Raw genomic sequence first — 19,128 nt, forward strand, 5'->3', positions numbered from 1 at the left:
GCTAAAATTCGTGGATGACCCCGGATCAGTACCTATACGGCATTCTTAGTCGTGAAGCCGTGGACACCAGCGCAACGTCTCCCGCCTTGGCCGTGCGCCAAACACTGATGCCATTGCTAAATGAATGGGCCGGAGCAATGCTTCGAGGCGTCTACCCCAGCGGCTCCTTTGCAAAACAAACATCAAATCGGAGTGGCACTGATATCGACTTGTTTGTGTCGCTTTCGAACCAAACCACCGAATCGCTCAAAGAGATTTACACGAAGCTGTTTAATCGCCTTGGCGAGAAAGGTTACGCGCCAAAAAAACAAAACGTCTCTCTGAACATAAGAGTGAATGGCTTCGATGTTGACCTGGTTCCCGCTAAGCACCAAGGCGGCAATGGTGAGTATCACAGCCTATATCGCCGACGCGCTGACACGTGGACTCAGACGAACGTCAACACTCATATCAGCAAAGTTTCTGCCAGCGGTCGGACTTCAGAAATTCGGGTGATTAAACTGTGGCGCAATCAACATCAGTTGGATTTTCCTTCGTTTTATTTGGAGTTGGCCATCATCGAAGCCTTATCCGGAGCGCGCGGCTCCCTCTCTGACAATGTATGGAAGGCTTTTGGCTATCTTGCAGGAAATTTTGCAAATGCACGATTCGTAGACCCGGCGAATACAAACAATGTGATCTCTGACGATCTCTCCGCGACGGAACGCGCTGCGATAAAAGCGGCAGCAGTGCGTGCATTGGCGACAACTAACTGGAACCAAATCGTCGTATGAACTGGTCTCTGACACAACTTTTGAGCGGTCTTCACGACGATATTGAGCACCGTCTAGCGACAGCTCGAAAGTCGTTCGCCCATGCCCCAACGAAAGGCGACGCCAGCGAGCATATTTGGCTAGACCTGCTGAACACATATTTGCCCGAACGATATAGAGCGACTACGGCGCATGTTGTCGACAGCACCGGTGTCTTTAGCGAGCAAATCGATGTCGTCATCTTTGATCGACAATACTCACCCTTAATTTTCAAATACGAGGGACAGGACATCATTCCCGCCGAGAGCGTTTATGCCGTCTTTGAGAGCAAGCAGACGATCAATGCAGCATTGGTCAAATATGCGCGGGAAAAATCCGCAACCGTTCGCAGTCTCGTCCGTACCAGTCTCCCTATTCCCCACGCTGGCGGAGTCTACGAAGCCAAGAAGCCCGGCCCGATTTTGGCAGGAATATTGAGTTTCGAAAGTGATTGGTCTCCTGCGCTTGGCGATCCTCTAAAGACGGCGCTCTCTGGAGGAGATGCATCAGACATCCTGAATATCGGCTGTATTGCAAGTCACGGAATCTTCTTGAGCTCAAAAGACGAAATCCTGCTGCTTCCAGAGAAGAAGCCCGCTACGGCCTTCTTACTGGAGTTAATTGCAAGATTGCAGGAGCTTGCAACAGTGCCGATGATTGACGTTCGTGCCTACGCACGCTGGTTAGAAAAATAGCCAGCGTTCACACTCTAAGGCTTGCGCCATTTGTCGGGCTTTTCAACGTTCGGGTGTCGAACGCGCTCAACGAAGAGAGCTCGGTTCAACTGTTGGGCCGCCCTGCTAACTACTTTTAACGGAGTCACGGATTAGAAATCTGTCAAGATGCGCCGCAGAGGGGGTGTGTGATATGATGTATCTTATATGACGAGAGTGTTGAAAGAAGCGCTTGAGGAAATTGCTGAGTTGCCGGAAGCGGCTCAAGACAAAATCGGCGAAGAACTGCTGTTGCATGTTGATAAATTGCGTCGGCTGCAAGCGAAGATAAAAAAAGGTCTTCTTGCGCTTGATGCTGGCCAAGCTGTTGAAGTTGATCTGGAGATGGTGATTCGGCGCGCTCGCGCACAACATGGCATCAGCTAACGGTCGGCTTTTTTGGTCGCCGGATGCCGAGGAAGATTTGATTTCAGCTTGGCTCTACGGTGCGAGCGAGTGGTCCCCTATCGTGGCGGACGAACACCTACACCTGCTATGGCGCACTGCTCGTCGATTGCTCGACCACTCGGAGCTAGGCAAGGCCCGCGATGAGCTAGCGCCAGGCGTTCGATCGTTACCGGCCGATCCGCACATGATCTTCTATCGTATCGAGAATGCAAATATCCAAATTGTCCGTGTGTTGCACCAGCGTGAAGACATCGATGGCATATTTCACTAGGACGCGGACTCATTAACGCGCAGCCATAGCCTGATCGACGCGAGCTGAACGAAAGCAAGGTAGTTCGCTGCCAGCTTGTCATAGCGCGTTGCCACTCGGCGACAGTGCTTGATCTTGTTGAAGAACCGTTCGACCAAGTTGCGAGCGCGATAGAGATACGGGCTAAAGCAGATTGGCTCACTGCGATTGCATCGGGGCGGAATGTTGGCCAGCGCACCCTGCCTTGCGGCAAGGGCTCTGATCCAATCGGCATCATAGCCTCGATCCGCCAGCAGCATCGAACCGGATTTCAAACGCGACAATAGTTTGTCTGCGAGCCGGTTGTCGTGGGCCTCGCCGGCGGTCAGCGCAAGCCGCACCGGCAGGCCATTGGTATCATCAACCGCATGTATCTTGCTCGTCAGCCCACCGCGCGACCGCCCCATGGACTGCTTTCGGTTTCGGATGATGCAAGCACCGTGCTGATGGACCCGGACAATCGAAGTGTCGATCATCTGCACCGACGCATCATGGGCCTTCGCCAGCGCATCCATGATGCGGCCCCAGACACCGGCCCGTCGCCAACGAACGAAGCGGTTGTAGCAGGTGGTGTACGGTCCGAAGCCATCGGGGACATCGCGCCATGGTGCTCCGGACCGCAACACCCAGAAGATGCCATTCAACACACGCCGGTCGTCTACCCGCGGCACACCGCGTGGCTTGTTCGGCAGCATCGGCTTGATCGCTGTCCATTCGTGATCGGTGAGTTCGTAGCGCATGATTCGAGCCTCCAGTTTCGAGGCTTGAATCACACCCGGCCATCCGATCTCAACCGGTTCCGGGGCAGCGCATTTGGTCGCTAACGCCTTACATTCCCAACCAAACACTCTGACGTCGAGCAACGACGCAAACGCGGTGACGTTCTACGAAACAGGATGCACAAGCCGCAAGTCCGATATGACCGGCGGTCATGAAACAGAAGCACTCGCGCTGCTCAAGCGCTCGCTTGCGACGCGTTAGATGACGACGCTCCAACTCATCCCACTCAAACAGTGCCGTGATGGCCCGAAGCTATCCACCTGCAATCCTCGCCTTGCGCATGGCCTCCGCAGATACACCGAAAGTCCGGAGGAATGCGCGACGCATGCGTTCACGGTCTCCAAAGCCTGCCTGTTGCGCTACCTCGTTAACGGAGTGCCGCCCTTCCTCCATCATGAATCGGGCAGCCTCCAATCGGAGCTGTTCAACGGCTTTTGCCGGTGACTGACCGGTTTCCTCCAGGAAAGCGCGACTAAATTGGCGAGGGCTGAGGCTTGCAACGACCGCAAGTTCGTCAATTGAAAGCGTATTGCGCAAATTTTGGCGGATGTGGATTAGGGCCCGTTCGATCCGATCAGACTTTGGCGTCAAGTCGAGCATTATGGAGTGCTGCTTTTGTCCGCCCAACCGGCGTTGGTTGAGGACCAGAAGCCTGGCGATCTCTTTAGTAGCTTCGGGACCCATGTCGTTATCGACCATAGCCAGCACTAGATCGAACCCTGCGGTCATCCCGGCGGACGTCCAGATTGGACCGTCAGCAATGAAGATCCGATCCTCTTCCATGCTGACCTTCGGAAACCGAGTCCTGAAGCTGGACGCTTGGAGCCAATGCGTCGTCGCACGTCGACCATCAAGCAGGCCGGCTTCGGCGAGAACATAAGCGCCGTTGCAGAAGGACGCGGTGCGCCTTGAGGCCTTGGCGGCTTCCCGGACGAATGCGACCGTGTTTGCCGTCGAGGGGCGTGGCATTACAAACGAGGTGATCGCACCCATAATAATTGTGTCAAAGTTCGGATCCCCAAATGCTTCCGTTTCAACTGTCACACCACATGACGACTTAAGAGGCCCGCCAGCTTCTGACAGAAGGTGGATGTCGTAGGGCGGCGGATGCGGTGTCATCTCAGCAATTTCGAACACTGTCAGCGGCGCGAGGTTCAGTAATTGGAAATCGCGCGGGAGAATAAGGCCGACCCGGTGCATAGCGCGTCCTTTAACCCATTTTGCCGCTGGTCCGCGCACAACTGATGGTGCGCGTCCATCGTTCGTCCGGTTGCCATGACATGAATGGTGGCAAGAATGACGTACGTCAGCGCTGCCCAACAGCCTAAACTCCAGGCAAACATCGCGCTATCTGTTGATGGTACCGGAGTAGAGGCAAGGTAGGATTGTTATGATGGGCATAGGTCTGGCCACTTTTACTGATTTGCATGTTTTGATCAGCCTGATCGGTATCGTCGCAGGTCTGATTGCCATGATCGGGTGGCTGAAGTCCGATCCGTCGCGGATTCCGACAGCAATCTTCCTGGCTGCCACCATATTGACGAGCGTAACGGGGTTCTTCTTTCCGTTCACCAAACTGCTGCCGTCGCATATCGTAGGAGTGATTTCGTTGATTTTGCTGGCATTCGCCACCTTCGCATCTTACGGCAGACATTTTCTCGGCATCTGGCGTCCGATCTACACGGTCGCCGCTCTACTGTCGCTTTACCTCAACGTATTCGTCTTGATAGTTCAGGCATTCATGAAAATTCCGCTGCTGAAGGTATGGGCGCCGACCCAGACCGAGCCGGCCTTCCTTGTTGCTCAGGGAACCGTTTTTCTTCTCTTCTTCGTTGTGACGATACTGACTACCGTAAAATTTCACCCGCTTGGGCTTGCTGTACGCTGACGCGGACCAAGGCTATCCAGCCTGAACAACTCCACCAAGTCATGTCCGAAATGGCGGCAACAACGACCTATGATGAAAGCGAGAAAGGCGCAAAATATTGCCTCAAGGTAGCGATGCCTCAAGGGTGCGATTCAGCTTTCTCCACGGCTCCACTGCTGCACGTCAATTTTCGTTTCTTCAGTTGATGTGCAGCAGCCAATCGTCGGCAAGTGATCTTCGATTGGTGGTGCAGTCTCCAAAGCGAAGCCGCCGTGCTCCGTGAGTAGTGACCTGAACATCGTGATCGAACAGGCGCTTTAGGCGGAATCGAAACATGTCTCAAGGTCTGGAAAATTTCTCCGAGCACCGAATCCCACACGGCAGCGCCAAGGTATTTACTCGTGATTATGCGGGTGACGGACCTGCCTTCGTGCTCATGCACGGTCTCCCTGACAATCAACGCATCTACGACGACCTCATCCCCTATCTTGTTGCGGCAGGGCGGCGCGTCGTTACGTTTGACTTCCTCGGATTTGGAGCATCCGACAAGCCGGCAGGCGGGTCCTACAGTTATCGGCAACAGTTGGATGACCTCGAAGCTGTCGTCCAAACGCTGGCCCTCGGCCCGGTCGTGCTGGTTCCCCATGACTCGTCCGGATTTGCCGGGATCAACTTCGCCATCGAACATCCGGACCGCGTCGCTTCGGTGTGCATGCTCAATTCGGCCTATGCCGACGCCGACACGGTCCATTGGCCGGAGATGATCGAACTGGCCGCCAAGCCCAGCTTGCGCGCGCTCTCCAGCGCCATCTTGCAGGATCCGGCGCAGTTCGGTTGGCTGCTTACATGGCAGCAGCAGAAGTTCAAGGACTGTCTTCCGGAAAATCAAAAGGCTCACTTCCAAGACTTCATCGGTCAGGTGATCGCGGACAATTTCATCAAGGCGCCGAGCGCAGGTCCGGCCTACGCGCAGATGACGGCGCAATTCTACGAAGAGATTGCACGGAATATCGAACGCCTGCCGAGATTGGAGGCCCTCGGTCTGCCGATCAAACTCATTTGGGGTGAGTTCGACCCATATTTCCCCGTGTCCATGGCCAAAGCCCGCCTCGCACACTTGAAACACGGATCACTTCACGTCGTACCGGCAGGGCATTGGCTGCAATCCGATCAGCCCGAGCTGGTCGCAAAGGAGCTTCTGACATGACCTACCGCGGAAATGCCTGGATCAAATTTGTCAGCCCAGTGCTCCTGGGCGGAGTGATGTTGATGATCAGCCCTGCGGTTTTATCGGCCCAGTCAAGTGATCGATCCGCTCCCCCGAAAGGCCCGTCCGTCGACACTCTCTCACCGCCTGCTGCTCGACCAAACAAAGGAGGCATACAAGTGCCAAACGACCCAACCGGTGCTACTGAAATTAAGGCCGCCCAGACTCTCACGACGAAGGTGCTAGCGATCGGCACCTGGACCGCAAAAGCCACGCCCGATACCCGGCCGCCGATCATGCCCTCCGAAGCGCGCGACACCATGCGACTTATGCTGGCTGGAAAGATCGACCAATGGTTCGCCAAGATCGACGGATCGGGCGCAGTCTTTCTCATGAACGTGACGAACCCTGCCGAAGCGCACGCGCTGCTCGAAGCGCTCCCCTTGGGTAAAGCTGACATGATGACGTTCGAACTCATTCCAGTGGGACCGCTCTGGCCGCTGGGCTTGCTGCTGCGCGAACCGGCCAAATAGCCGGGGGCTTCTTTCGATGCGAGCGTGAGTTGGCGGCATCATGGAGTGGTGTCTGCCTATGGCGCTTCGCCGACATGGATCGATGTCCGCTTTACGGTCGCTACTGGGGGGATAGCAGACATCAGAGCTTAATGAGTACACGGCCTAGCCCTCTCCCCTATCCTCCTTTTCGCCCACGGCTACGATTTTCAGAGCACCATCCGGCAACGGTCGCTGTAACCTAACCGCCTCCTCGGCGGGTGCTGTCATCCAAATCTCGATGTCTTCCTGTGTGGTCAAAATGACGGGCATCGCCTTGGGATGGATTTTTCCAACCTCTTCATTCGACGCGGTGGTCAGGAACCCGAACAGGTCGCTTGTTGTTTCGCCGTCCCTAACCTTGCGGACTGACGTCCACTGCGAAACCCAAATTCCCGCAAATGCTGCAAGGGGACGTGTCTCGTCGAAGGCAAACCACACGTCGCCGCCCGCATCGCGGTTGAACTCGCTAAATGACGTGAAGGGTACCACGCAGCGGTGTGGTACATCGAGCCAGCGCGTCCAGTGCTTGCTGGTGACGTTACGTATGTTCGTGACCCCATCGTCCTTTTCCATCCGCAAGAGTTCTTTAAAGTCGTACTGCTTCGCCTTCTTTTCGAGGGCCACAGCTTTCTTCTTCGCACCCTGCATCAGTATATTTTGCGGGGTCGGCATGCCCCATCGGGCCTTGGTCGTAAGCTCTCGTACGCCGTCGAGTCCATTTCGGACTATCGGGGCTTCGTAGTTTGGGAAGATGCCAGGGAACGTTGGCATATTGCCAGTCACGTCGCGCAGCGCGCGCGTGAACTCCACGATGGCGTTCTGGCCTTTCGTGACACTGTAGAGATTGCACATGGATCAGTAGTACCGCTTCTTCGGCTCTCTCAGTTGGTAGCGCCGCATACCTTTGCCCCTCCCCCGCCTCGCCGGGTCAAACCATTCCCCTCCGAACCTGTCTTTGAACTTCTCTGCATCCTCTCGGAACTGAAAACAGAACACGTGGTACCAACGATCGTTCTGGCGAAAGCGGTGGCCCCTGGAACACACAGATAGGGGCTCTGCGAAGAGGCGCACAATGTCGTAGTCCGGCATGCCGGTGCATTCGTCCTCCGGCAGGGACACCTGGTGGGGCCAGCCGCGATCGATGCTGCTGGGCGACAACTCACCTTTTCGGCGACCCATGATCCAACCTTGACTCTCTGGTCTGTCTATGAGAACAAATAGAGAACATCAGTCAAGGGTGCCAGCTATGGAACCGTCACCGACCGAGATTTTCGTCCGGCAGGTCGAAAAGAAATTGGAGGCGATGACCGCAATCCCTAAACGACCGCCCAACATTTACGTGCTTTCCGAAGATGGTGAGACGGCTGGCGTTGACATGGACATCAATCAAGCTGCGTTCGAGGCGCTCAACGCAGCGCACGTGGCCGCATCCCCGGATTCGTTTGCGCCTAGCGAAGACCTCTTCGACCTTGCAGGCGAGCCTGACTACGCGATTGAAGAATTTCAGTTTGTCCGAGATGTACTGATGGAAATGCCCGATGTCGTCCTTGCTGCGCTCTGCAAGCAGCGGGGATGGAAGGTCGAGCGTTAATGTGGGCATCGAGACGATCGGCGAAGCATGGAACTTGTCGTGGCAAATTCACATCCGGTGCCTAGACGACGGCCGGGAGGGCATGAAGCACCGGAAGTCTTGCGACTACCGGACCGAGCTCGACCTCAAAACTTTGGTGTGTACCCGAGGCCGGGACTTTCCCCTCGCGAGAGTAGCGGAGCGCCTGCGATGTCCGCGCTGCGGCTGCCGACAGGTGTCAGTCATGTTTAGCCCGCCGACGAACCTACAGGTGAACGCTGCGGCTGCCAGGCCGTACCGAGACTGGAGATGGAGAGATGAGAGTGATGAGTGAGAACGACCATCCGCAGAAGCGGTCCCACTACTTGGAAGCCGGTTCGCCCCTCGCCTGTTTTCTGCCGTCTTGCCGTCAGCCGTTTCTCGGCCGCTGCGTCCACGCCAACGACGGCCACTTCTACTGCTCGGGCGCATGCGCTGTGGAAGGATCGCGAATGGACCTATCGCAGGTCGAAGAGTTCAAACGGCACGCCTAGTTAAGAATAAAAGGCGGTCGTTTCAGACCGCCTTGCGTTTTAATTGTCGGAAGTCGTCGAGAAGATCGGCCCAAATCTGCATCAACTCCGTCCGCGCTTTTTTATGTCGGGCGCGGTTGTAAATTCTGCGCTCGTCGTCTTCTTCTTCATGGGCGAGGCAAAGCTCGATCACGTCGTGATTGAACTGTCGCTCGTTGAGGATGGTCGAGGCAGAACTTTTGAAACCGTGGGCCGTCATTTCATCCTTGGTGTAGCCCATCCGTCGCAGAGCAGAATTAAGCGCATTCTCGCTTAATGGCCTCTCCCGTGAACGAATGGAGTGGAAGACATACCCGTCCCCGTCCGACAGGTCCCAAACGCTCCGAAGAACGTTTAGCGCCTGTTTGGAGAGAGGCACCTCGAAATCCCGGCGCATCTTCATGCGCTCTCCCGGGATTTTCCACGTTGCCTTGGGCCAGTTGACCTCACTTCTTCTCATCAGCCGCACTTCGACCGGCCGCACCATAGTTAGAGAGGCGAACAACAGTGCCGCCCGTAGAGTCGGCCACCCGTCGTACTCATCGATACAAACCAACAATCCTCCCAGCTCTTCTTCATCAATGATCGCTGGGCGGCTCTTGTGTTTGTACTTTCTGAGTGAGCCACGAAGAGCGTAGGTCGGGTCAGTCTCTGCCTTCAGGTTGACGATTGAGTATCTGAAGACCGATCCGATGACACCGCGCAGCCGGCGAGCTGTTTCGCGGCGCCCACTTTTCTCGACAGCTCGCAGGACTTGCAGGATGTCGGCCGAAGTGACTTTCGTGATCGGCGTTCTGTGAAGTGGAGAAGCCAGGTCGAGCAGCAACCACTTGTTCTTATCCATCGTGGCTTCGGCCGAGTTCTGTTCCTCCAACAGAGCCAGATACTCGTTGGCCATGACCTCGAAGGTGTTGACAGCCGCTACAGCCTCACTCTCCTTTTCCGTGGCTCTTGCCACGGCAGGGTCGTTGCCACTACGGAGAACCTTTCGCGCGTCGTCCCGTTTCTCTCGGGCATCGACGAGCGACACCTCCGGGTAGGAACCCAGCGAGAGCATCTTTTCGACGTTGTGGAAGTGATATCGAAACCGCCACAACTTCGAACCGTTGGGCATCACCAGCAACGCGAGGCCGTTGCCGTCCGAAAGTTTGTACTGCCGCTCCTTCGGTGCGGCCCGCAGAACTTCTGCTTGGGTAAGCATGGGTAGCACCTCTGGACGTTTGAAGAACTTACCCACCAATTCTACCCATGATTTTGGGTAGCCTCAGCGGCCGGCAAGTTCGCTGATGTTCTACCGACAGCGCATAAGCCACTGCGCCGCCGACAAAATGTCGTCCGAGGTTCTCTAGTGTTTTAGGGTGATGGTGCCCAGGGGCGGAATCGAACCACCGACACTGCGATTTTCAGTCGCATGCTCTACCAACTGAGCTACCTGGGCATTTTGGGAGTTGGCGGGGGTTTATAGGGGCTCAATCCCGGCCTGTCCAGAAGGCGGATCGATGAATTCCGGCAGGGACTGCGCGGGTTTAGCCCCTTCCGACACCCCTACTCCACCTTGATCCCGGCCTCGGCGATGATCGCGCCCCATTTCGCCATTTCGGCCGCGAGATGCGCCCGAAGCTCCTCGGGCGAGGAACCGACCACGCCGACGCCGGCCTGTTCGAGCTTGGCGCGCGTGTCCGGGTCGGCCAGCGCCGTCACCGTGTCGGCATGCATCTTGCGGATCACCGGCTCCGGCGTCTTCGCCTGAACGAACATCGCGTACCAGCCGGTGACGTCGAAGCCCGGCACGCCCGCCTCCGACACGGTCGGCACGCCGGGCAGCACCGCGAGCCGCTTCTGCGAGGTGATGCCCAGCGCGCGGAGCTTGCCCGCGGCGATCAGCGGCAGCACGGCGCCGGTGTTGTTGAACATCACGTCAACGCGGCCGGGAATGAGATCGTTGAGCGCGGGCCCCGCGCCACGATACGGCACATGCAGGAGCTTCAGCCCGGTCATCTTGTTGAACAGCTCGCCGCTCAGATGCACCGAGGTGCCGTGGCCGGACGACGCGTAGGTCGCCTTGCCGGGATTGGCGCGGGCGTATTCGATGAACTCCTGCACGGTGTGCGCGGGCGAACTCGCCGGCACCGCCATGATGTTCGGATAGTCGCAGACGAGGCTCACCGGCGCGAGGTCGGCGACCGGGTCGTAGGGCAGCGTCTTGAACAGGAATTTGTTCACCGCGAGCGGCAGGGATTGCAGCAGCACGGCGTAGCCGTCGGGGTCGGATTTCGCGACGGCTTCGGTGCCGATCGAGGTGGCGCCGCCACCCTTGTTCTCCACCACCATCTGCTGGCCCCACACCACCGAGAGCCGGTTGGCGAGAATGCGGGCGATCACGTCGGTGCCGCCGCCTGCCGGGAACGGCACGATCAGGCGGACGAAGCGCATCGGAAAAGCTGTCGTTTGTGCGCGGGCGGGCGGCGCGCCGAGCGCGGCCACGAGCGTAGACGCGGACGACAACGCGGCGAAGCGCCGGCGGTCGAGCATGCCATCCTCCCAGACGCGCGCTTCGCGGCGCCGCGTCCGGCAAGCTTAGACGATTCCGCGTCATTGAATCGAATGTTTAACCCGCGGCAACGCCACGCGGCGCGCCGCGCAGCCGCTGGCCCCAGGCGCGGAAGCGGTCGAGATAGAGATAGATCACCGGCGTCGAATAGAGCGTCAGCACCTGGCTGAGGATCAGGCCGCCGACGATGGAAATGCCGAGCGGCCGGCGCAGCTCGCCGCCTTCGCCGAAGCCGATCGCGAGCGGGATGGCGCCGAACATCGCCGCCATCGTGGTCATCATGATCGGCCGGAACCGCAGCAGACAGGCGTCGAAGATCGCCTGCCGCGCGTCCTCGCCGGCATGCCGCTGCCGCTCGAGCGCGAAGTCGATCATCATGATCGCGTTCTTCTTGACGATGCCCACCAAGAGGATCACGCCGATCAGCGCGATCACGCTGAACTCGGTGCGGAACATCATCAGCGCCAAGACCGCGCCGACGCCCGCAGACGGCAGCGTCGACAGGATCGTGATCGGATGGACCAGGCTCTCGTAGAGGATGCCGAGCACGATGTAGACGGCGAGGATGGCGGCCGCGATCAGATAGCCCTCGTTGGCGAGCGAGTCCTCGAAGGCGCGCGCGGTGCCCTGGAAGCGGCCGTGGATCGACGCCGGAACCCCGATGCGGGCCATCGCGCCGTTGATCGCGGTGACGGCGTCGCCGAGCGAAACATCCGCCGGCAGGTTGAACGAGATCGTGGTCGCGAGCGCGAGCCCCTGGTGGTTGACGCCGAGCGGCGTGTTGCCCGGCGCGTAGTGCGTGAAGGCCGCGAGCGGCACCATGGTCTCGGCATGGGTGGTGACCGCGGCGCCGGTCGACGCGGTGCCATGACCGGAATTGCCGATCGAGTTGGCGGCGAGATTGCGCGCGGTGTCGCTCGCGATCGTGGCGCTCGTCGGAGTCTGGCTGCCGGAGCTGACGGTGCCGGCGACCGCGTTGGTGGACTGCACGCCGCCGACCGTGCCGCCTGACGTGCTGACGTAAAGATTGTCGAGCGTGTCGGGCCGCTGCCAGAACTGCGGCGCGACCTCCATGATCACATGGTACTGGTTGCGCGCGCTGTAGATGGTCGAGACCTGGCGCTGGCCGAAGGCGTCGTACAGCGTGTTGTCGATCTCGCTCGCGTTCAGGCCGAAGCGTGACGCGGTGTCCCGGTCGACCGTGACTTCGATTTCGAGCCCCTTGTTCTGCTGGTCGCTGTTGACGTCGGTGAGTTCGGGCAGACGTTGCAGCGCGGCCAATATCTTCGGCGACCAGTCGTAGAGCTGTGCGAGATCGTCGGATTGCAATGTGTATTGATATTGCGCGTTGGCCTGGCGGCCGCCGATCCGGATGTCCTGGACCGGCTGCAGGATCAACCGCGCGCCAGGAACCTCAGCCATTTTCCGGCGCAGCCGGTCGATCACCTGGGTGGCCGAGATGCCGCGCTCGCCCAGCGGCTTGAGCGATGCGAAGGCGTTGCCCGAATTGGTCTGGCCGCCGCCGGTGAAGCCGACCGCGCTTTCGATCGCCGGGTCTTGCCGCATGATGTCCAAGAAGCGCTCGAGCTTCTGCCGCATCAGCTGGAACGAGATGCTCTGGTCGGCCTGGATGCTGCCGGTGAGACGGCCGGTGTCCTGCTGCGGGAAGAACCCCTTGGGGATCGTCACGAACAGATAAACGTTGAGGCCGAGCGTCACGAAGACCGCGAGCATGACGGCGCCGGGGCGGCGGAGCGCCCAGGCCAGCGTGTGCCGGTAGCCGTTCTGCATGGCGTCGAACACGCGCCCGGTGATGCGGTGAAACCGCCCATGTGTCTCCTCCCCGCCTGTCGGCTTCAGGAGCAGCGCGCACATCATCGGCGTGGTCGCGAGCGAGACCACGAGCGACACCAGAACAGCCACCGAGAGCGTCACGGCGAATTCGCGGAACAGCCGGCCGATGATGCCGCCCATGAACAGGATCGGGATGAACACGGCGATCAGCGAGATGCTCATCGACAGCACGGTGAAGCCCACTTCGCGGGCGCCCAGGATGGCCGCCTGCACGCGCGGCATGCCGGCCTCGATGTGCCGCGTGATGTTCTCCAGGACCACGATCGCGTCGTCGACCACGAAGCCCGTGGCGATGGTGAGCGCCATCAGCGACAGGTTGTCGATGCTGAATCCCAGCAGGTACATCACCGCAAAGGTGCCGATCAGCGACACCGGCACGGCCACGGCCGGAATGAGCGTGGCGCGGGCGCTGCGCAGGAATACGAACACCACCAGGATCACGAGCGCGATCGCGACCAACAGGCTCGCCTCGACGTCGCGCAGCGACGCGCGGATCGTGGTGGAACGGTCGACCGCGACGCGGACGTCGATCGCGGGCGAGATCGACGCCTTGAGCTGCGGCAGCAGCGCCTTCACCCGATCGACCGTGTCGATGATGTTCGCTCCCGGCTGCCGGTTCAGGATTACCAGCACGGACGGCTTTCCGTCGGCGAGGCCCGCGGTGCGCACATTCTCGATCGAATCCACCACCTCGCCGAGATCGGACAGCCGCACGGCTGCGCCGTTCCGGTAGGCCACCACCAGCGAACGGTAGTCGTCGGCGCGGACCGCCTGGTCGTTGTCGTAGATCTGGTAGTGCAGATCGGCGGACTCGATCGCGCCCTTCGGGCTGTGCGCGTTGGCGGATGTCAGCGCGGCCCGCACGTCTTCCAGACCGATGCCGTACTTCGACAGCGCCTGCGGGTTAAGCTCGGCGCGCACCGCCGGCAGGGCGCCGCCGCCGACCGTCACCTCGCCGATGCCCTCGACCTGTGACAGCTTCTGCGACAGCACCGTGGTCGCGGCGTCGTAGACCTGGCCGCGGGTCAGGGTGTCGGAGTTGAGCGCGAGGATGAGAATCGGCGCATCGGCCGGGTTGACCTTTTTGTACATCGGATTGGTGCGCAGGCTCGCCGGCAGATCGGCGCGGGCGGCGTTGATCGCGGCCTGCACATCGCGCGCCGCGCCGTTGATGTCGCGGTCGAGCCCGAACTGCAACGTGATCCGCGTGTTGCCGACCGTGCTGGCCGACGTCATCTCGGTGACGTCCGCGATCGTGCCGAGATGCCGCTCCAGCGGCGTCGCCACGGTGGTGGCGACCACCTCGGGACTCGCGCCGGGAAGCTGCGCCTGCACCGAGATGGTCGGGAAGTCGACCTGCGGCAGCGGCGACACCGGCAGATGGAAGAACGCCATCAGCCCGGTCGCCGTGACGCCGAGCGTCAGCAGCGTGGTCGCCACCGGCCGGCGGATGAAGGGCGACGACAGGCTCACGACGCCACGCTCCCGCTGCTGGTGTCGAACGCGCCGCTGCCGGCGACGCGCTGCGACAGGCGGTCGAACCAGAGATAGATCACCGGAGTCGTGAACAGCGTCAGCGCCTGGCTGAGCAGCAGGCCACCGACAATCGCGACACCCAGCGGATGGCGCAGCTCCGACCCGGTGCCGCTCCCGAGCATCAGCGGCAGCGCGCCGAACAGCGCCGCCATGGTGGTCATCAGGATCGGCCGGAAGCGGCGCAGCGAGGCCTGGAAGATCGCCTCACGCGGCGGCAGGCCCTCGTTGCGCTGCGCGTCCAAGGCGAAATCGATCATCATGATCGCATTCTTCTTCACGATGCCGATCAGGAGGATGATCCCGATGATCGCGATCACGCTGAGGTCCTGGCCCGCAACCATCAGCGCCAGCAGCGCGCCGATGCCGGCCGACGGCAGCGTCGACAGGATCGTGATCGGGTGGATGAAGCTTTCGTAGAGCACGCCAAGAACGATGTAGACCGCGACGATCGCAGCGAGGATCAGGAACAGCTCGTTGGCGAGCGACGCCTGGAACGCGAGCGCCGCGCCCTGGAACACCGTGATCATGCTTGGCGGCAACGCAATCTGCTGCTCGGCCTCCTTGATCTTCGTCACGGCCTCGCCGAGCGAAGCGCCTTGCGCCAGGTTGAAGGACACGATCGCGGTCGGGAACTGGCCGAGATGATCGATCTGCAGCGGCGCGGTCTGCTCGCGCACCTTGACGATGGCCGACAGCGGCACCTGACCGGTGCCGGTCGAGGACGGCAGATAGATCGAAGACAGATGCTGCAACGACGACTGCAGCTTGGGGCTTGCCTCGAGGATCACGCGATACTGGTTGGAATGCGTGAAGATGGTCGAGACGATGCGCTGTCCGAAGGCGTCGTAGAGCGCATTGTCGATCGTCGCGGGCGTGATGCCGAAGCGTCCGGCGGTGTCGCGGTCGATGTCGAGATAGGCCGACAAGCCGTTGGCTTCGAGATCGCTCGCCACGTCGGCGAATTGCGGCATGGCCTTGAGCTTGTCGACGAGTTTCGGCGCCCATTGCGCAAGCTCGTCCGGATTGGCGTCCTCCAGCGCGAACTTGTATTGCGTGCGGCTCACCGTGGCGTCGATGGTCAGGTCCTGCGCCGGCTGCATGTAGAGGTCGATGCCGGACACCGACCGGGAGGCTTGCGTCAGCCGCCGGATGACGGCGCTCACGTCATCGCTGCGCTCGTCACGTGGCTTGAGGTTGATCAGCAGGCGGCCGCTGTTGAGCGTCGTGTTGGTGCCGTCGACGCCGATGAAGGACGACAGGCTCACCACATCGCGGTCGGCCAGGATCACGCCGGCCAGAGCCTGCTGGCGTTCCGCCATCGCGGCGACCGAGATCGACTGCGGCGCTTCCGAAATGCCCTGGATCAAGCCGGTATCCTGCACCGGAAACAGGCCTTTGGCGATCACCACATAGAGCGCGGCCGTCAATGCCAGCGTGCCTGCCGCCACCAGCAACGTCGCGCCCGGCCGGTCGAGCACCCAGGCCAGGGCGCGGCCGTACAATTCGACCAGGGCGTCGAACCAGATCCGGCTGTGGCGCTGCCAGGCGCTCTCCCGCTCGTCCTGCGCGGGCCGCAGCAGCTTGGCGCAGGCCATGGGCACCAAGGTCAGCGACACCGCGGCCGAGATCAGGATCGTCACCGACAGCGTGATGGCGAACTCCCGGAACATCCGGCCGACGACGTCGCCCATGAACAGCAGCGGAATCAGCACCGCGATCAACGACACCGTGAGCGAGATGATGGTGAAGCCGACCTGCCGCGAGCCGCGGAGCGCGGCGCGCAGCGGCGGGTCTCCGGCCTCGATGTAGCGGGTGACGTTCTCGATCATCACGATGGCGTCGTCGACGACGAAGCCCGAAGCGATGGTCAGCGCCATCAGCGACAGATTGTTGAGGCTGAAGCCGAACAGATACATGGCGCCCAGCGTGCCGACGAGCGACAGCGGCACCGACAGACTTGGGATGATGGTGGCCCGTGCGCTGCGCAGAAACACGAAGATGACCAGAACCACCAGCACCACGGCGAGCGCCAGCTCGAACTCGACATCGTGGACCGAGGCGCGAACCGTCACGGTGCGGTCGGTCAGCACCGCGACATCGATGGCGGACGGCAGCGAACTGGTGAGCTGCGGCAGCAGCGCCTTGATGCCGTCGACCACCTCGATGACGTTGGCGCCGGGCTGCCGTTGAATGTTGAGAACGACGGCCGGCACCTGATTCATCCAGGCCGCGAGCTTGTCGTTCTGGGCGCCGTTGATCACCTCGGCCACGTCGCTCAATCGCACCGGCGAGCCGTTGCGGTAGGCGATCACGAGACCCTTGTAGGCGTCGGCGCCGATCAGCTGGTCGTTGGCGTTGATCGTATAGGCGCGCATCGCGCCATCGAAATTGCCCTTCGGCGAATTCACGTTCGCGTTCGCAAGCGTGGTGCGCAGATCGTCGATGTTGAGCTGATAGGCCGCGAGCTTGCGGGTGTCGGCCTGCACCCGCACGGCCGGCCGCTGCCCGCCGCTGATGCTGACGAGACCCACGCCCGGCATCTGCGAAATCTTCTGCGCCAGCCGCGTATCGGCGAGATCCTCGATCTGCGGCAGCGGCAGCGTCTTGGAGGTGAGTGCCAGGGTGAGGATCGGCACATCGGCCGGATTGACTTTGGCATAGATCGGCGGCGCCGGGAGGTCCGCGGGCAACAGGTTGCCGGCCGCGTTGATCGCCGCCTGCACCTCCTGCTCGGCGACGTCGAGACTCAGATTGAGACTGAACTGCAGCGTGATGACGGACGCGCCAGCCGAACTCACCGAGCTCATCTGGTTGAGGCTCGGCATCTGCCCAAGTTGAACTTCGAGCGGCGCGGTCACCGATGATGTCATCACGTCGGGGCTGGCGCCGGGATAGAAGGTCTGCACCTGGATGGTCGGGTAGTCGACCTCCGGAAGCGCGGCCAGCGGCAGGAAACGATAGGCGATGATGCCCGACAGCATGATCGCCACCATCAGAAGCGAGGTCGCAACCGGACGCAGAATGAAGATGCGCGACGGGCTTCCGCCGCCATCATCCTCGACGGTTGCGGCGTCGCTCATTTCGATCCGCCCTGCCGTCGGCGCTGGCCGCCCAGCTGTTGCGCGGGGTTGGGATCTGCCGGCGCATTGCCCGGCTGCCGCAGGACGACTTTGGCGCCGTCGCGCAGCCGGTCCGCTCCATCGACAACCACGCGATCACCGACGGCGAGCCCTGACTGCACCGCGACCCGGTCGCCGCTGGTCGGGCCCAACTTGATCGTGCGCACCTTAACGGTGCCGTCCGGCTGGATCAGATAAACGAACGTGCCGGGCGCGCCGCGCTGGACGGCGCTGGTCGGAACCTCGACGGCGTCGTGCAGCACGTCGACCACCAGCTTGACGTTGACGAACTGATTGGGAAACAGGCTCTCGTCGTCGTTGGCGAACGAGGCCTTGAGCTTCAGCGTGCCGGTCGTCGGATCGATCGCGCTGTCCATCGTGGCAAATTCGCCGGTCGCCAACTGGGTGGTGCCGCTCCGGTCATAGGCAATGACCGGCATCGACGCGTTGGCGTGCAGGCGCTTGAGAATCTGCGGGACGTCGTCCTCCGGCACCGTGAAGACCACGGTCATCGGCTTCAATTGCGTCATCACCACCAGGCCCGACGCATCGGTGGCCTGCACGTAGTTGCCGGGATCGACCAGGCGGAGACCGACGCGGCCGTCGATCGGAGACACGATGTGGCAATAGTCGATGTCGAGCTTTTGCGTTTCGATCTGCGCCTGATCGGTCTGCACCGATCCCTCGTATTGCTTCACGAGGTAGACCTGATCGTCGTACTGCTGCTGCGGTACGGCTTTGGTCTTCGCCAGCGTTTCGTAGCGCTGCAGATCCATCCGTGCCTGATCGAGCAGGCCCTGGTCGTGAGCCAGTTGCCCTTGCGCCTGATGCAGGGTGGCCTGGTAGGGGCGATCGTCGATCTGCGCCAGGAAGTCGCCCTTCTTGACGAGTTGCCCCTCTTTGAACGCCACCTCGGTCAACTGGCCGTTGATCTGCGTTCTCACCGTCACGGTGGCGAGCGGCGTCACCGTACCGAGGCCGTTGAGCGCGATCTCGATATCGCCCGTTGCCGCCGTGGCGGCGACGACCGGGGTGGCTGTCGCTGCGCCGGCCCGGCCAGCCGGCGGGCTGGCACCGTGAGGCTGTTGAACCCACCACCAGGCGAGACCGGCGATGACGAGAAGCGTAACAACGGTACCCAGCAGCCATCGCCGGCGCACGACCTTCGCAGCCACCGGCGAAGGCCGCTCACGCGTCGACGGCTCCCGGAGATAGCTGGAAGTCCGGTCGTCCATATCGCACCTCGCGGCGGCGTCGCTCCTATAACGAAATAGTCAGCGCGATCGGCTTGCGGGCGCGTTTCCGTGGGGTGAAAAGGTGTTCATGTTGTGGTGCCGC

Annotated in this window: 16 protein-coding genes and 1 tRNA gene; 8 read left to right on the forward strand and 9 right to left on the reverse strand. The window is 60.8% G+C overall.

Translation table 11 applies throughout. The features are described 5' to 3' along the window. Positions 1-14 precede the first annotated feature (14 nt). The 4 genes from RHPLAN_RS38835 (at position 15) to RHPLAN_RS41110 (ending at position 2,183) form a co-directional block, all read left to right on the forward strand. Positions 15-773 (forward strand): nucleotidyltransferase family protein, encoded by a 759-nt coding sequence (locus RHPLAN_RS38835; protein WP_084246126.1) that lies wholly within the window; start codon positions 15-17, stop codon positions 771-773. Beyond that, positions 770-1,486, forward strand: a complete 717-nt coding sequence (locus tag RHPLAN_RS33930; RefSeq protein WP_068028174.1) for a DUF6602 domain-containing protein — start codon at positions 770-772, stop codon at positions 1,484-1,486. Before RHPLAN_RS38835 ends, RHPLAN_RS33930 begins: the two co-directional genes overlap by 4 nt. A 198-nt stretch (positions 1,487-1,684) precedes the next feature. Next, entirely contained in the window at positions 1,685-1,891 is a 207-nt protein-coding gene (locus RHPLAN_RS39955) for a hypothetical protein (protein ID WP_157100659.1), read from the forward strand. Beyond that, positions 1,878-2,183 (forward strand): type II toxin-antitoxin system RelE/ParE family toxin, encoded by a 306-nt coding sequence (locus tag RHPLAN_RS41110; RefSeq protein WP_068028180.1) that lies wholly within the window; start codon positions 1,878-1,880, stop codon positions 2,181-2,183. Before RHPLAN_RS39955 ends, RHPLAN_RS41110 begins: the two co-directional genes overlap by 14 nt. On the opposite strand, the gene RHPLAN_RS38840 is transcribed toward RHPLAN_RS41110, so the two are convergent. After that, on the reverse strand, positions 2,180-2,941 hold the full coding sequence (locus RHPLAN_RS38840; RefSeq protein WP_084246128.1) for an IS5 family transposase: 762 nt from the start codon (positions 2,939-2,941) through the stop codon (positions 2,180-2,182). The genes RHPLAN_RS41110 and RHPLAN_RS38840 overlap by 4 nt on opposite strands. Positions 2,942-3,233: 292 nt before the next feature. Continuing rightward, positions 3,234-4,181: a GlxA family transcriptional regulator gene (locus RHPLAN_RS33955; RefSeq protein ID WP_068028183.1), complete on the reverse strand. Its 948-nt coding sequence runs from the start codon at positions 4,179-4,181 to the stop codon at positions 3,234-3,236. Positions 4,182-4,374: 193 nt separating this feature from the next. On the opposite strand from RHPLAN_RS33955, the gene RHPLAN_RS33960 reads away from it, so the two are divergent. From RHPLAN_RS33960 to RHPLAN_RS40690, 3 genes are all read left to right on the forward strand, one after another. Further along, the gene (locus RHPLAN_RS33960; protein ID WP_335341040.1) at positions 4,375-4,869 is read left to right on the forward strand and encodes a hypothetical protein; all 495 of its coding nucleotides are present in this window, start codon (positions 4,375-4,377) and stop codon (positions 4,867-4,869) included. 313 nt (positions 4,870-5,182) lie between these two features. Next, on the forward strand, positions 5,183-6,055 hold the full coding sequence (locus RHPLAN_RS33965; RefSeq protein ID WP_084246130.1) for an alpha/beta fold hydrolase: 873 nt from the start codon (positions 5,183-5,185) through the stop codon (positions 6,053-6,055). Then, positions 6,052-6,588, forward strand: a complete 537-nt coding sequence (locus RHPLAN_RS40690; protein ID WP_157100660.1) for a hypothetical protein — start codon at positions 6,052-6,054, stop codon at positions 6,586-6,588. Before RHPLAN_RS33965 ends, RHPLAN_RS40690 begins: the two co-directional genes overlap by 4 nt. Before the next feature lie 144 nt (positions 6,589-6,732). On the opposite strand, the gene RHPLAN_RS33975 is transcribed toward RHPLAN_RS40690, so the two are convergent. After that, positions 6,733-7,461, reverse strand: a complete 729-nt coding sequence (locus RHPLAN_RS33975) for an SOS response-associated peptidase (protein WP_068028192.1) — start codon at positions 7,459-7,461, stop codon at positions 6,733-6,735. Between the two features lie 394 nt (positions 7,462-7,855). Between RHPLAN_RS33975 and RHPLAN_RS33985 the strand changes: the two genes are divergently transcribed. Further along, positions 7,856-8,200: a hypothetical protein gene (locus RHPLAN_RS33985; protein WP_068028200.1), complete on the forward strand. Its 345-nt coding sequence runs from the start codon at positions 7,856-7,858 to the stop codon at positions 8,198-8,200. Positions 8,201-8,734: 534 nt separating this feature from the next. Here the strand turns inward: RHPLAN_RS33985 and RHPLAN_RS33990 are convergent. The 6 genes from RHPLAN_RS33990 to RHPLAN_RS34015 form a co-directional block, all read right to left on the reverse strand. Further along, positions 8,735-9,931, reverse strand: coding sequence for a tyrosine-type recombinase/integrase (locus RHPLAN_RS33990; protein WP_068032274.1), 1,197 nt, complete (start codon positions 9,929-9,931; stop codon positions 8,735-8,737). A 161-nt stretch (positions 9,932-10,092) separates the two neighbouring features. Beyond that, positions 10,093-10,168, reverse strand: a tRNA-Phe gene (locus RHPLAN_RS33995). Between the two features lie 107 nt (positions 10,169-10,275). Beyond that, on the reverse strand, positions 10,276-11,262 hold the full coding sequence (locus tag RHPLAN_RS34000) for a Bug family tripartite tricarboxylate transporter substrate binding protein (protein WP_068028203.1): 987 nt from the start codon (positions 11,260-11,262) through the stop codon (positions 10,276-10,278). A gap of 76 nt (positions 11,263-11,338) precedes the next feature. Further along, entirely contained in the window at positions 11,339-14,608 is a 3,270-nt protein-coding gene (locus RHPLAN_RS34005; protein ID WP_068028205.1) for an efflux RND transporter permease subunit, read from the reverse strand. Continuing rightward, positions 14,605-17,751 (reverse strand): MdtB/MuxB family multidrug efflux RND transporter permease subunit, encoded by a 3,147-nt coding sequence (locus tag RHPLAN_RS34010; RefSeq protein WP_068028208.1) that lies wholly within the window; start codon positions 17,749-17,751, stop codon positions 14,605-14,607. The genes RHPLAN_RS34005 and RHPLAN_RS34010 overlap by 4 nt, the downstream gene beginning before the upstream one ends. Then, positions 17,748-19,025, reverse strand: coding sequence for an MdtA/MuxA family multidrug efflux RND transporter periplasmic adaptor subunit (locus RHPLAN_RS34015; protein WP_068028211.1), 1,278 nt, complete (start codon positions 19,023-19,025; stop codon positions 17,748-17,750). The genes RHPLAN_RS34010 and RHPLAN_RS34015 overlap by 4 nt, the downstream gene beginning before the upstream one ends. Positions 19,026-19,128: the final 103 nt, after the last annotated feature.

The sequence above is a fragment of the Rhodoplanes sp. Z2-YC6860 genome, assembly GCF_001579845.1.
Classification (GTDB): domain Bacteria; phylum Pseudomonadota; class Alphaproteobacteria; order Rhizobiales; family Xanthobacteraceae; genus Z2-YC6860.

What these genes read in the sequence shown, in the direction of transcription:
- RHPLAN_RS34010 (WP_068028208.1), bottom strand. Translation starts at nt 17,751, where the DNA reads ATGAGCGACGCCGCAACCGTCGAGGATGATGGCGGCGGAAGCCCGTCG.
- RHPLAN_RS33990 (WP_068032274.1), bottom strand. Translation starts at nt 9,931, where the DNA reads ATGCTTACCCAAGCAGAAGTTCTGCGGGCCGCACCGAAGGAGCGGCAG.
- RHPLAN_RS41110 (WP_068028180.1), top strand. Translation starts at nt 1,878, where the DNA reads ATGGCATCAGCTAACGGTCGGCTTTTTTGGTCGCCGGATGCCGAGGAA.
- RHPLAN_RS34000 (WP_068028203.1), bottom strand. Translation starts at nt 11,262, where the DNA reads ATGCTCGACCGCCGGCGCTTCGCCGCGTTGTCGTCCGCGTCTACGCTC.
- RHPLAN_RS38835 (WP_084246126.1), top strand. Translation starts at nt 15, where the DNA reads ATGACCCCGGATCAGTACCTATACGGCATTCTTAGTCGTGAAGCCGTG.
- RHPLAN_RS33960 (WP_335341040.1), top strand. Translation starts at nt 4,375, where the DNA reads ATGGGCATAGGTCTGGCCACTTTTACTGATTTGCATGTTTTGATCAGC.
- RHPLAN_RS34015 (WP_068028211.1), bottom strand. Translation starts at nt 19,025, where the DNA reads ATGGACGACCGGACTTCCAGCTATCTCCGGGAGCCGTCGACGCGTGAG.
- RHPLAN_RS33975 (WP_068028192.1), bottom strand. Translation starts at nt 7,461, where the DNA reads ATGTGCAATCTCTACAGTGTCACGAAAGGCCAGAACGCCATCGTGGAG.
- RHPLAN_RS33965 (WP_084246130.1), top strand. Translation starts at nt 5,183, where the DNA reads ATGTCTCAAGGTCTGGAAAATTTCTCCGAGCACCGAATCCCACACGGC.
- RHPLAN_RS33985 (WP_068028200.1), top strand. Translation starts at nt 7,856, where the DNA reads ATGGAACCGTCACCGACCGAGATTTTCGTCCGGCAGGTCGAAAAGAAA.
- RHPLAN_RS40690 (WP_157100660.1), top strand. Translation starts at nt 6,052, where the DNA reads ATGACCTACCGCGGAAATGCCTGGATCAAATTTGTCAGCCCAGTGCTC.
- RHPLAN_RS33955 (WP_068028183.1), bottom strand. Translation starts at nt 4,181, where the DNA reads ATGCACCGGGTCGGCCTTATTCTCCCGCGCGATTTCCAATTACTGAAC.
- RHPLAN_RS33930 (WP_068028174.1), top strand. Translation starts at nt 770, where the DNA reads ATGAACTGGTCTCTGACACAACTTTTGAGCGGTCTTCACGACGATATT.
- RHPLAN_RS38840 (WP_084246128.1), bottom strand. Translation starts at nt 2,941, where the DNA reads ATGCGCTACGAACTCACCGATCACGAATGGACAGCGATCAAGCCGATG.